An 11,946-nucleotide genomic window follows, 5' to 3' on the forward strand; every position below is an offset into this window, starting at 1 on the left:
GGCGCTTGGGACGGCAGGTCGTTCCGGGATGCCTGTTCGTCCGGTGGGCCAAGGCGTCACCAGAGTGACAGCTGATTCATTGATATGTCTGGGATTCCATTGAATTGAAGTGTTATCTGTGTCTTGGGATGCTGACTCCTTGAGTCACGCCACTATGTCCCCAATAGTGCCAACATCATCCGCCCGTCGGCATAGGATTCTGGTGGCCTATGTAGGCCGTCGGTTGGTGTGAACTGACTCCCTCGGTGACGCGTCAAATCAGGAGACCGTTTTGTCTGGATCGAGGGGCAACGCCCGCTACGTCCCGCGGAGGCTGTGTGCGTACCGCACGTTTCATCGGAGGCCTGACCACGGTCGTCCTCGCCCTGTCCCTGGCCGGTGGGCTGTTCACGCAGTGGATCCAGTTCGCGCTCGGGCTGGCGGGGAGCACCGTCCCGGCCGCGCTGTTCCTGTGGTTGGTCTTCGGAGTGAACCTCACCGTCTGGTTCCTGATCGGCCTCGTGCGCGCCGGTGACGACGGTGCGCGCAGCCTCGCCCGGCGACGACGGATCGCCGCGGCACGCCAACCGTCCGCCGTGACCGGGGCCTCCAGGATCCGCCAGCGGGCCGTACCCGCCACCGGGGCGGAGCGCACGTCGGGGGCGCCGCGTGTCCCGACTCCGACGCTGGGATATGCGCGTGGGTCCGCCCCCGGAGGCACGGGCGGAGACGATGTACACACCCCTTCGACGGCCCTGGCGCTGGCCCGCGCCGCCGGCGACGTGGGGCTGGGGCATTCACCCGCCGTGGACGATACCCGCGCGGCCCCGGCGGATACGCGTGCCGAGCGGCGAACACCGGCTGCGGCCGGACCGGACGAGGCGGATGCTGCACCCGCGCGGATCGCGGTGGTCATTCCGGCGCACAACGAGGAACCGGTGATCGGCGCCGCGGTGCGCTCCGCGCTGCGTCTGTTTCACCGGTGGGACATCTACGTCGTGTCCGACTCCTCGCGGGATGCCACCGCGGACATCGCTGCGGACACGGGCGTGAACGTGCTGGAGCTGCTCACGAACCGGGGCAAGGCGGGGGCCCTCGAAGCGGTGATCTCCGAGTTCGACCTGGTGAACAATTACGACGCCGTGGTCATTCTGGACGCCGATACCGAGCTGGACGAACACTACCTCCAGGGTGTGCGCCGGCAGATGGAGGATCCGCGGGTGGCTGCGGTCGCCGGGCTGGTTGTTGCCGAGTGGAAGCCCTGGGAACGCACCCTGCTGGGGCGGTTGATCTCCGCGTATCGGGACCGTCTGTATGTGATGTTGCAGTACCTGATGCGGTTCGGCCAGACCTGGCGCCACACCAGTACCACCTTCATCGTTCCGGGGTTCGCCAGCGCGTACCGCACCCGGGTGTTGCGCGAGGTGGACATCAATCCCAAGGGGTTGGTGATCGAGGACTTCAATATGACGTTCGAGGTCCATCGTCGGCGCCTGGGCCGTATCTCCATGGCACCGAACGCGCGCGCCGTGTGTCAGGATCCGTTCACCCTCGGCGACTACGTCCGTCAGGTGCGACGTTGGACTCTCGGGTTCTGGCAGACGGTTCGGCTGCACGGGATCTGGCCCAGCCTGTTCTGGTTCGCGCTCCTGTGCTACCTGGTCGAGGTGATGTTCGTCTCCGTGGTGCTACTGAGTGCCGCCGCTCTCGCCGTGTTCACCGCACTGCCCCTGGTGGTTGGGGATGTGGTGCTGGAGGTGGGGGCCTACGCGAGTGTCTACGAGTCGGTGACGGCGGTACTTCCGCTGCCGGTGCTGCTGGTGGGGTTGCTGGTTCCGGACTACGTGTTGACCTGCGTGTTGGCTGCACTTCGGCGTCGTCCGAGTTACCTGATCTACGGGTTGTTCTTTCTTCCCCTGCGGCTCATCGACTCCTACCTGATTCTGCGTACCCTGCCGCAGGCCTGGCGGGCGCGCTCGGACGGCCGGTGGAACAGCCCGGGCCGGAAGGCCGCGCGGCTCTGAGGGGTGCCCGTATGCACGGTTCCCGGCTCCGAGGCGGGTAGTCGGTTCCGGCCCCCACGAGCAGCAGGTCACGGTGCGGGCTTAGGCTCGGGGACAGGCCGGGTCTACGGGGGTTCTCCCGGTCGGTTGTTGTCTATCAGGGCGAGGTTTGCCGGCGTGTCCCAGAGAAGTGGCTCGATCAACTTCACCGTGTACCGGGTTCTGGCGTTCTTGGCGAGTGGCTGGCTGCTGCTGCTGACCTTCGTCGCGATGCCCGCGAAGTACCTGGTCGGGGCGGACGCGGCCTTTCCGCTGGTGCACCCGCCCGCGGCCGCGGCGGGATGGTTCGGTGACGACAGCCTGCTGATGACTCTGATCGCCGTGCCCCACGGCTACATCTATCTCGCCTACGTGCTGGCGGTGTTGTGGCTGGCCGTGGATCGGCGTTGGGGCGTCTGGGGCACGGTCAGCACGATGCTGGCTGGCACGATTCCGTTTCTCGGCTTCGTTGTGGAGCACCGCCTTGCCGTGAGGGAGCGGGAGCGGCTGCGTGGAACCGAGGGCGGTGCGGTTGCCAACGGTGACGAAGCTGGCGACGGGGGGCAGGCCGCGATGGTGTCCGGATCCGGCGGGGCGTAGCGGGCGCCGGCCGGCCCGGGTCAGGGCATCGGCGTGGGCGGGTTCGGGGCCGGGGTGTCGGGCCGCCCGTCCTGGTCGGCCGCGTCGTGTTGGAGGGCCGTGTCCCGTGCCTCGCGTCGGATCAGTGATCCCCAGAAGGCCAGCGCCACCACGGCGAACAGTCCCCACTGTCCCGCGTAGCTGAGATTGCGCAGGTTCCACTCGTACTTCTCCGGGGTCTCCACCGGTGGGGAGGTTTCCAGCTGTGGCGTGTCGGGTTCCGTCTGGGTGATCGAACCCTCGAAGAGCTGGTAGGGCCATTCGTTGATAAGGACGGCGGGAGAGACGCGCTCCACGTGTCCCTCGGGAATGTCCACCGGCGTGAATCCCTCGGTGGGTTCCTGCTGTGGTGGGGTCAGCCACCCCAGGACGGTTACCTCTCCCTCGGGTGGGGGTGGGGCATCGGCGCCGGAGGCGACCTCCTCGTCGGACAGCCAGCCCCGGATGACCGCGACCGCCGTGTCCGTTTCCGGGGCGGGTGCATCGGGAGGTGGGTCGACCACCACGGGCGCGACCACGTGGAACCCGGGCTCACCGGTTGTGGAGAGTCCGGGCGTGAGCCGTTGGTGATCCGCGTCGTAACGACCGGTGACCTGCACCGGCTGGTTCGCCCTGTCGGTGGGCAGGTACTCACCGGGAGACGTCACCGTGGCGACCTCCACGGGGTCGGCAAAGTTCTCCGCCATGGGCAGGGCGTCTCGTTCCGGTTCCTTGGCCGCGGCGTACTGCCAGTAGGCCCCCAGGGCGCAGCCCGCCACCACGAGCACCATGGCCAGGTGGATGCCAAGCCACCGGGGGGACAGAAGTCGCATAAGCACGGTTCCAGGCTATGTCGACCTGGGGCGATGCTGGCGCCACCCCCCGTGAGGCGGGCGGTTGGCCCCGACTTGGTCCGATCCAGAACTGAACCTGGTAGTTACTTTAAGTAATTATTAGTCACAGAGGGTTGTCCGAGTAGGTGGGGATGAGTACTCTGGTTATCAGCGAGCTGGAGATGAGCCCAGCAGCGACACGAAGCCACGGTGAGGTCGCGACTTCTGGGGGGAGGAGTAACGCGACCGTTCCCAAGGCGAGGGTCGCCTCCGTACTTTGAGGGGGGATGCGGAGGCGACCCTCGCGTTTTCGTGCGCTCCGGCCGCTCGTGCCAGCATCAGGCACCGATGTTGTGGAATCACCCACTGTGGACAGCGGCAGCCGGTACGCTTTTTCTCCCGCTGTCTCCGGGAGGTCACCAATGGCCGCCGTTCCCCTCGATTACCGGTTTGACGGGCCACGGTCCGCGCCGGTGGTACTCCTGCTGGGCGCGCTCGGCCCACAGTGGACCATGTGGGAACCACAACTGCCGGAGCTGACCCGGACCGCACGTGTCCTGCAAATCCACCATCGTGGGAGTGGGGCGTCGCCGGCCCCGCCGGGGGACTACACCCTGGAGGAACTGGCCGTGGACGTACGCGCGGTACTGGACCGCTGCGCCATCGACACGGTCAGTGTGGTGGGATGCGGATTCGGGGGCATGGTCGCGGTTCAGTTGGCCGTGTCCCAGCCGGAACGGGTGCGCCGGCTGGCTCTGGTATCGGCGAGCGCGCGGGTCACCGCCGGGCGTCAGTGGTGGCAGTACAGTGCCCAGGTGCGCGCCTCCGGAACCTCCAGCGTGGTCCCCGCACTGACCAAGCACTGGTTCACTCCCGCGTTCGACATGCAGCGCCCCGAGATCATCGACCGCCTCACCCGGGAGTGTGCAGCGATGCACGCCAACGGGTTGGCGGGCTGCCTGGCCGCGATGGCTGCCGCGGACCAGCGCTCGCTGCTGGCCAGAGTGCACATACCGGTTGTTGTCGTCGCAGCCGCGCACGACACCCTGACCCCGCCCGCACACGGCAAACGCCTCGCTTCGATGCTGCCGCGTGCCCGGTACGAGCGCATCCCCGGTGGGGCCCACCTGGTCAACATCGAACGCTCCGCGGCGGTCAACGAGGCGATGGTTCCGCATGTCGTCCGGTAGGGGACGGCGGTAGGCTGACCGCAGCTCAGCCCCAGGTCAGTCGAGGAGTCGCAGGTGAGTCACCGGGATCCCAACCGTCCGGGAGTCCCCGAGAACGGCCCTCGTCCGCAGGAGCCGATCGATTCCGACGTGGATCTGCACATCCCGCAGCATGTGCGGGAACTGCGCCGGACCCCCGGGGCGGTACTGGCCGCGATCGCGGTGGGGGGAGCCTGCGGGGCTGTGGCTCGGCATGGGATGGATGTGTGGTTTTCTCGTGATCCGGGTGATTTTGCTTGGGCGACGTTCCTGGTCAACCTGTCGGGATGCCTCCTGATCGGGGTGTTGATGGTGGTGGTCACCCAGGTGGTTCCGCATTCCCGATTGCTGCGTCCCTTCCTGGGGGTCGGTCTGCTCGGGGGCTACACCACCTTTTCCACGCACATCGTGGATGCCCAACTCATGTTGACGGCCGCTGAACCGGATGCGGCCGGGGCACTGCTGTTCCTGGCGGCCAATGTGGTGGGTGGCCTGGCGGCTGCCTGGATCGGTGTTGCCCTCACGGAACGCGTCCTGCGCCGGCCGATCGCCGCCGTAGCGGCACGTCAGCGTGGGGGCCAGACATGATGGTGGTGCTGATCGCTCTTGGCGGTGCTGTGGGGGCGGTCGCGCGTTACCTCGTCGACCGTTTCGTCCAGGCCAGGCACGACTCGGTGTTTCCGTGGGGAACCCATGTGGCCAATGTCCTGGCCTGCCTGCTGTTCGGATTCGTGGCGGCGCTCGGTCTGCCGCCGTGGCTGTTCACACTGTTGGCTGTTGGTTTCCTCGGGGCGCTGTCCACCTACTCCACCTTCGCCTACGAGACACTGCGGCTTGCGCAGAATCGCGCACGGCTGCTGGCACTCGCGAATGTCGCAGCCTCGGTAACCGCCGGCCTTGGCGCTGCCGTCCTCGGCACCGCTCTTGCCGACACTGTCTAGTTCCCCTCCCGCCGAGCGATCCGCCTCGGTATACGCATGGGATACGCTCGTGTCGCCGTGCAGGTCCGGCACCGTTGTGCACGAGGGAACGGCACGTTCCCATGCCGCGAGGGCGATTCGGACCAGGCCGGGGTGCTTTTCGCCGGGCCCGCGACAGACCCGTTGGCCGTCGTGCGGGGAGCGCCCCGGAAGCAGGACACCACCGGTGCCCACCAGGGCGCGACGCCTCCGGCGGCCGAGTCGACGCGTGCCGTTCGGCGATGACCGGGACCACAATGCCCTCCCCTCCGGTGGGTGGTGTGGTCTGGGTGTTTCTCGCGGCGCCGGGTGGCGTGTCCATCGCTGGCAGTCTTGCGCACAGAATCCACGCCTCCGCGTCATGGACCAGCTTCCGCACCGACCACGTGGCGCCATAGCTTGTTGATGCGCTCTGCGCCGGACACCTCGACCTGCCCGGATATGTATAACATGTACTATCGAACATAGCGTTTTATATATCGGATGGAGGACTTGGATGACATCTCGCCACGCGTCGGCGTCCACCGACGCAGAACACTCGCCACCGCCGGCGACGGTCAGGGTGCACAACCTCCGCATGCGGTACGGAGAGACCGAGGTCCTGCGCGGTGTGGACTTCCGTGTCGATCGTGGCGAGGTGGTGTGTCTCCTCGGGCCGAACGGAGCCGGGAAGACCACCACCGTGGAAGTACTGGAAGGTTTCCGGCGCCGTTCGGCCGGAACCGTGACGGTGCTGGACGAGGACCCGGCTCACGGCGGTGAGTCGTGGCGGGCCCGACTGGGCGTTGTGGTGCAGTCATGGCGGGATCACAGCCTGTGGCGGGTACGGGAACTGTTGGGCCACCTCGCCCGTTACTACGCGCCGTATTCCACTCCGCAGCGACCTCGCCCCCGAGACGTGGAGGAACTACTCACCACCGTCGGGCTTGCCGAGTACGCCCAGGCACGGATCAAGAATCTCTCCGGGGGCCAGCGGCGACGCCTCGACGTCGCTGTGGGGCTGGTCGGTAGTCCGGAGGTGTTGTTCCTGGATGAGCCCACCGCCGGGTTCGATCCGCAGGCGCGGCGGGAGTTCCACGATGTCGTCCATGAGCTGGCCGACCAGAGCACCACCGTTCTGTTGACCACCCACGATCTGGACGAGGCGGAGAAGCTCGCGGATCGGATCCTGGTCCTGGCTGGCGGACGGATCATCGCCGACGGATCCCCGGAGGCGCTCAAGCTCCGGGTGGCGGGTACGAGTGAGGTGCGTTGGATCCAGGGCGGGCGGCAGTTCGTCCACAGCACGACAGACGCGACCGGATACGTGCGGGAACTGCTTTGTCAGCACAGCCAGCACGGCCAGCACAGCCAGCACGGTGCGGACATTGAGGGTCTGGAAGTGCGCCGGGCCAGCCTGGAGGACGCCTACATGACGATGGTGCGCACCCATGAGTCCGGTGACTCCGAGACCGCGGTTCGCGCCTTCACCGAGGAGGTGGCCCCGTGACGAGGTGGACAACGGCTGTTCGGCTCGGCGTCGAACGCGGAGGAATCGAGGTCCGGCACGCGTTTACCAGTGGCCAGGAACTATGGAACAACTTCTTCTGGCCGGTACTGATGCTGCTGGTTCTCGTGTTCATGCGCGGGTCGACGGTCCCGGGCACGGACGTCGACCTGACGGTGATGGTCCTGCCCGGGATCGTGGGTGTGTTCATCGCCATGGCGATGTTGAACCTGGCGGGCCCCATATCACTGGACCGTGAGGATGGGACGCTGCTGCGTGCCAAGGCGACACCCCGTGGAATGGTGGGCTATCTGGTTGGCAGGATTCTCAAGGTGGCAGTTTTGACTCTGGCAGGTCTGCTCGCCTTCCTGGTACCTGGAGTGATGCTGGTTGAGGGGCTCCGTGTGGGTGACCCCAGCGCATGGCTGCACCTGTTGGCCGTCTTTACCCTCGGCATGGTGGCGGTGCTTCCGCTCGGTGCCGTTGTGGGGGCACTGTTCGCTAACCCCCGGAACCTGTTCGTGGTCTATATGCCGATGATGGCGCTGATCGCGGTCTCGGGTATCTTCTACCCGATCACCGAACTTCCGGCCTGGTTGCAGGGTGTCGCCCAGGTGTTTCCGGTGTACTGGCTCGGGCTCGGGGTGCGTGCCGCATTATTGCCGGACCAGATGGCCGCAGCAGAGATCGGTGGGTCCTGGCGGCAGCTGGAGATGGTTGGCGTGCTGGGAGTATGGGCGGCGGTCGGTTTGGTTCTCGCCCCGATCCTGATGCGGCGGATGGTGCGGGGGGAGTCCGGTGCCCGGGTTGCGGCCCGAAAACAGCAGGCCCTACAGGGATGGGTATGACCGGCAAGCCCTGGTGACCCGTAGGAGAGGACGATCGGCGATCAGCGAGACTGTCTACAACCGGATCGCCATGCTGCGAGCGGAGCGTGGTGTGTCCCGTCGCCAGCTTGCCGAGGCGCTCGGGGTGCACTACCAGACCGTGGGCTACCTGGAGCGGGGGGAGTACAGTCCCAGCCTGCACCTGGCTCTCCGTATCGCGGAGTATTTCGAGGTTCCGGTGGAGGTCGTGTTCTCCATCCGACCCTTCGCCCGGCTGGGCACCACAGGTGCCGGTAGCTCCGCGGCCGGAAGCTGACCGGTGATGGCCTTTCGGCGTCCGGTCGGTTGACCGCCGCGACATCCGGCTTCGCGGCCGGCGCCGGAGTGTGGGTTCAGCCCTGACCCGGGCGGGCGTGTCCAGCCCTAACCGTGTGTCCGGAACTGGCCGCTCGCGTCTGTGGGGATTGACGCCCTCTGCGGCCGTCCCCGATTCTGAGGAGGCAGCCAGGGAGTTGGCTCCGGGCCCGGGGAGTCCGACTGTCCTGGCTGGGCAGAAGGGTGTTGCCTCGCGGCATCCTCCGTCGCGGGACTCCTCCACCCGCGTGGTTCCCGCGAGTGTCCGTCCCGCTCGCGGGGCGTCGCCCACGAGTTCCCCTCCCTTCGTGGGCGACGCCACCCGCCCGTGGGTGACCCTCGCCACTCACGGGCGGGCTACCCCTCCAGGTTTTTCCGAGAATATCCCTGTTGTGTAGGGCTGTTGCGGTAATCGCATTTCATTGCCCGGGGATGCCGATGGCAAAGTCTTGGTGTTTGCCCTGGTTAGACTCGGGAAAGCCATGAACGTGACGCAAAATCCGAACCCACATATACAGTCAGCTACCTACGTTTCCGAGCCCGGTGCACGCTCCGCCACCAGCCATTTCATTGATGGCGAGTGGCGCGCCTCGATCGCCGGTGGGGTACGCGACATCCTCAACCCCTACGACGCCTCCGTGCTGGCGGTGGCCAGCGAGGGTGGTGCAGTCGACGCCGAAGCGGCAGTTGCCGCGGCCCGCCGGGCGTTCGACAACGGAGACTGGCGCACGCGCTCAGCCGCTGAGCGTGGCGAGATCCTGCGCCGTATCGCCGCGGGACTCCGACGTGACCGCGAGGAAATCGCCCTCCAGGAATCCCTCGACACCGGAAAGACCGTGGAAGAGGGGCGCATCGACGTCGACGACGTGACCGGCGTCTTCGACTACTACGCCGACCTCGCCACCAGCGACCCGGGACGGCTGGTGAACGGTCCCGAGGAGGTGCTCAGCCGGGTCGTCTACGAGCCGGTGGGTGTGTGCGCCATGATCACCCCCTGGAACTACCCACTCCTCCAGCTTTCCTGGAAGATGGCCCCCGCCATCGCGGCCGGCTGCACCATGGTGATCAAGCCCAGTGAACTCACCCCCGTCACCACCGGCAAGCTCGTCGAACTCGCGGTCGAGGCGGGGACCCCCGCTGGGGTGGTCAACCTCGTGTTGGGGGCGGGAGACCCGGTGGGTTCCGCCCTCGTCGACAGCCCGGATGTCGATCTCGTCTCCTTTACCGGGGGTCTACACACGGGACGGCGCATCATGGCCCGCGCTGCGGAGACCGTGAAGAAGGTGGCGCTGGAGCTCGGGGGCAAGAACCCCAACATTATTTTCCCCGACGTTGACCTGGACACCGCAGTCGACTATGCACTGATCGCCGGATTCTTCCACTCTGGGCAGGTGTGTTCGGCCGGAGCTCGGCTGATCGTGCACACCGACATCCACGACGCCTTCGTGGACGAGCTGGCCCGCCGCGCCTCCGACATCCGACTTGGCTGCGGGCAACACGAAGGTGTCGAATGCGGTCCGCTGATCTCGGCGGAGCACCGGGAGAAGGTGGAGCATCTCGTGTCCCGCGGGGTGGCCGAGGGTGCGCACGTGCTGTGTGGTGGCCACCGGCCCCAGAGCCCGGACCTGGCCGACGGCTTCTTCTACCGGCCGACCGTGCTCACCAACTGCCACCGCGGAATGGACGTGGTCCAGACCGAGGTGTTCGGCCCCGTCGTCACCGTCGAGAAGTTCCAGACCGAGGCCGAGGCGATCTCGCTGGGCAACGACACCGACTACGGACTCTCCGGTGGCGTGTGGACCAACGACACCGGTCGCGGTGAACGCGTCGCCGCGGGGCTCCGACACGGCACCGTGTGGATCAACGACTACGGCCCCTACATTCCCGCGGCCGAGTGGGGCGGATTCAAACGCTCCGGTGTGGGCCGGGAGTTGGGCCACGCCGGTCTGGACGAGTACCGCGAGGCCAAGCACATTTACCGCAACCTGAACCCGCAGCCACAGCGCTGGTTCGGTGAGTAGAAAGACCTGAACACGTGGAGCACACCGAGTTCGACTACGTCATCGTTGGCGGCGGAACCGCCGGTTCGGTCCTCGCGAACCGGCTCACCGAGGACCCGAACACGACCGTCTGTGTGATCGAGGGCGGCCCCTCCGACGTTGGCCTGGAACGCGTACTCCGGCTGCGGGAGTGGCTGGATCTCCTGGACAGCGACCTCGACTACGGTTACACCACCGTGGAGCAACCCCGCGGCAACTCCCACATCGTGCACTCGCGTGCGCGGGTGCTCGGGGGCTGTTCCTCGCACAACACCCTGATCAGTTTCCGGCCCTTTCCCCAGGACCTGGACGACTGGGTGGCTGCCGGTGCCGAAGGGTGGGACAACGCGACCGTGCAGTCCTACGCCGACCGGATCAAGTGCAACATCATCCCGGTCGCTCCGCAGGACCGGAACGAGCTCGTGCAGGACTGGGTCACCGCCTCGGCGAAGTCCACCGGAGTTCCGGTGGTGCGCGACTTCAACGCGCTCACCTCACACGGCGGCGGATTCAGCGAAGGGGTGGGCTTCCTGTCCATCGCCTATGATCCCTACACGGGACACCGGTCCTCGGCTTCGGTTGCCTACCTGCACCCAATTCTGGGGCAGCGACACAACCTCACCCTGCGTACCGAGACCTGGGCTCAGGAGCTGGTCCTGGACGGTGACCGGGCAACCGGTGTGCGGGTACGCACCCAGGACGGCCACCAGGAGACCATCCGGGCGCGCACCGAGGTGCTGCTGTGCGCCGGGGCGATCGACACGCCCCGGCTCATGCTGTTGAGCGGTCTCGGGCCGGCCGAGGAACTGCGTTCGGTCGGTGTGCAGGTCCGCCATGACCTACCGGGCGTCGGTGAGCACCTGCTGGACCATCCCGAGTCCATCATCATGTGGGAGACCACGAAGCCGGTGCCCGAGAACACGGTGATGCACTCCGACGGTGGCCTGTTCGTGCGCCGGGACAGCAGCGATTCCCGGCCCGACCTGATGTTCCACGTCTACCAGGTCCCCTTCGACGACAACACGGCCCGACTGGGCTACCCCTCACCGGGGCCACGCAACGCGATCTGCATGACCCCGAACATTCCACGCTCACGCTCCCGCGGCAAGCTGTGGCTCACCAGCGCGGATCCGGAGGTCCATCCCGCTCTGGACTTCCGGTACTTCACCGATGACGACGACTACGACGCCCGCACGATCGTGGACGGCATCCGCATCGCCCGCGAGATCGCCGCCACCGAACCCTTCGCGTCCTGGATTTCCCGTGAGGTCGCTCCCGGACCACAGGTGCAGTCCGACGAAGAGCTCTCGGAGTTCGGACGCCGTGCGGCGCACACCGTGTACCACCCCGCAGGCACCTGCAAGATGGGCGCGCCCACCGACACCACTGCGGTGGTCGATCCCCAGTTGCGGGTGCGTGGCCTCTCGGGTCTGCGCGTGGTGGACGCCTCGGTGTTCCCGACGATGCCGTCCCCCAATCCCATGGTCACGGTTCTGGCGGTCGCGGAGCGTGCCGCCGACCTGATCCGGGCGGACGCCTAAGGAAACGGAGGGAACGCCGAAACCTGCCTCGCTCGGCTGACCAGAGCGACCCCAACCCAG

At 66.9% G+C, this 11,946-nt stretch carries 11 protein-coding genes; 10 read left to right on the top strand and 1 reads right to left on the bottom strand.

Annotated elements, in window-relative coordinates; genetic code table 11:
• The first annotated feature begins 335 nt into the window (after nucleotides 1–335).
• The gene (locus tag RIF23_RS07080; RefSeq protein WP_407659438.1) at nucleotides 336–2,003 is read left to right on the top strand and encodes a glycosyltransferase; all 1,668 of its coding nucleotides are present in this window, start codon (nucleotides 336–338) and stop codon (nucleotides 2,001–2,003) included.
• A 156-nt stretch (nucleotides 2,004–2,159) separates the two neighbouring features.
• Entirely contained in the window at nucleotides 2,160–2,621 is a 462-nt protein-coding gene (locus tag RIF23_RS07085; RefSeq protein WP_310911603.1) for a DUF3817 domain-containing protein, read from the top strand.
• A gap of 20 nt (nucleotides 2,622–2,641) precedes the next feature.
• Here the strand turns inward: RIF23_RS07085 and RIF23_RS07090 are convergent, their stop codons facing one another.
• On the bottom strand, nucleotides 2,642–3,472 hold the full coding sequence (locus RIF23_RS07090) for an SURF1 family protein (RefSeq protein WP_310911604.1): 831 nt from the start codon (nucleotides 3,470–3,472) through the stop codon (nucleotides 2,642–2,644).
• A 422-nt stretch (nucleotides 3,473–3,894) separates the two neighbouring features.
• Here RIF23_RS07090 and RIF23_RS07095 point away from each other — a divergent pair, with 422 nt between their 5' ends.
• From RIF23_RS07095 to RIF23_RS07130, 8 genes are all read left to right on the top strand, one after another.
• Nucleotides 3,895–4,662 (top strand): alpha/beta fold hydrolase, encoded by a 768-nt coding sequence (locus RIF23_RS07095; RefSeq protein ID WP_310911605.1) that lies wholly within the window; start codon nucleotides 3,895–3,897, stop codon nucleotides 4,660–4,662.
• A gap of 54 nt (nucleotides 4,663–4,716) precedes the next feature.
• Nucleotides 4,717–5,268 carry a fluoride efflux transporter FluC gene (locus tag RIF23_RS07100; RefSeq protein ID WP_310911606.1) on the top strand — a complete coding sequence of 184 codons (552 nt, stop codon included), beginning with the start codon at nucleotides 4,717–4,719 and terminating at the stop codon, nucleotides 5,266–5,268.
• Entirely contained in the window at nucleotides 5,265–5,621 is a 357-nt protein-coding gene (locus tag RIF23_RS07105; RefSeq protein ID WP_310911607.1) for a fluoride efflux transporter FluC, read from the top strand. The genes RIF23_RS07100 and RIF23_RS07105 overlap by 4 nt, the downstream gene beginning before the upstream one ends.
• Before the next feature lie 514 nt (nucleotides 5,622–6,135).
• Complete coding sequence (locus RIF23_RS07110; protein ID WP_310911608.1) at nucleotides 6,136–7,128, top strand: ABC transporter ATP-binding protein; 993 nt, start codon at nucleotides 6,136–6,138, stop codon at nucleotides 7,126–7,128.
• Nucleotides 7,125–7,973 (top strand): ABC transporter permease, encoded by an 849-nt coding sequence (locus RIF23_RS07115; protein ID WP_310911609.1) that lies wholly within the window; start codon nucleotides 7,125–7,127, stop codon nucleotides 7,971–7,973. The genes RIF23_RS07110 and RIF23_RS07115 overlap by 4 nt, the downstream gene beginning before the upstream one ends.
• 70 nt (nucleotides 7,974–8,043) lie before the next feature.
• On the top strand, nucleotides 8,044–8,268 hold the full coding sequence (locus RIF23_RS07120; protein WP_310912080.1) for a helix-turn-helix transcriptional regulator: 225 nt from the start codon (nucleotides 8,044–8,046) through the stop codon (nucleotides 8,266–8,268).
• A gap of 520 nt (nucleotides 8,269–8,788) precedes the next feature.
• Entirely contained in the window at nucleotides 8,789–10,327 is a 1,539-nt protein-coding gene (locus RIF23_RS07125; protein ID WP_310911610.1) for an aldehyde dehydrogenase family protein, read from the top strand.
• 14 nt (nucleotides 10,328–10,341) lie between these two features.
• Entirely contained in the window at nucleotides 10,342–11,886 is a 1,545-nt protein-coding gene (locus RIF23_RS07130) for a GMC family oxidoreductase (RefSeq protein WP_310911611.1), read from the top strand.
• The last annotated feature ends 60 nt before the right edge of the window (nucleotides 11,887–11,946 follow it).

Origin of the sequence: Lipingzhangella rawalii, from assembly GCF_031628175.1 — a bacterium.
Taxonomy (GTDB): Bacteria; Actinomycetota; Actinomycetes; order Streptosporangiales; family Streptosporangiaceae; genus Lipingzhangella_A; species Lipingzhangella_A rawalii.

What these genes read in the sequence shown, in the direction of transcription:
- RIF23_RS07090 (WP_310911604.1), bottom strand. Translation starts at nt 3,472, where the DNA reads ATGCGACTTCTGTCCCCCCGGTGGCTTGGCATCCACCTGGCCATGGTG.
- RIF23_RS07110 (WP_310911608.1), top strand. Translation starts at nt 6,136, where the DNA reads ATGACATCTCGCCACGCGTCGGCGTCCACCGACGCAGAACACTCGCCA.
- RIF23_RS07105 (WP_310911607.1), top strand. Translation starts at nt 5,265, where the DNA reads ATGATGGTGGTGCTGATCGCTCTTGGCGGTGCTGTGGGGGCGGTCGCG.
- RIF23_RS07120 (WP_310912080.1), top strand. Translation starts at nt 8,044, where the DNA reads ATGCTGCGAGCGGAGCGTGGTGTGTCCCGTCGCCAGCTTGCCGAGGCG.
- RIF23_RS07125 (WP_310911610.1), top strand. Translation starts at nt 8,789, where the DNA reads ATGAACGTGACGCAAAATCCGAACCCACATATACAGTCAGCTACCTAC.
- RIF23_RS07095 (WP_310911605.1), top strand. Translation starts at nt 3,895, where the DNA reads ATGGCCGCCGTTCCCCTCGATTACCGGTTTGACGGGCCACGGTCCGCG.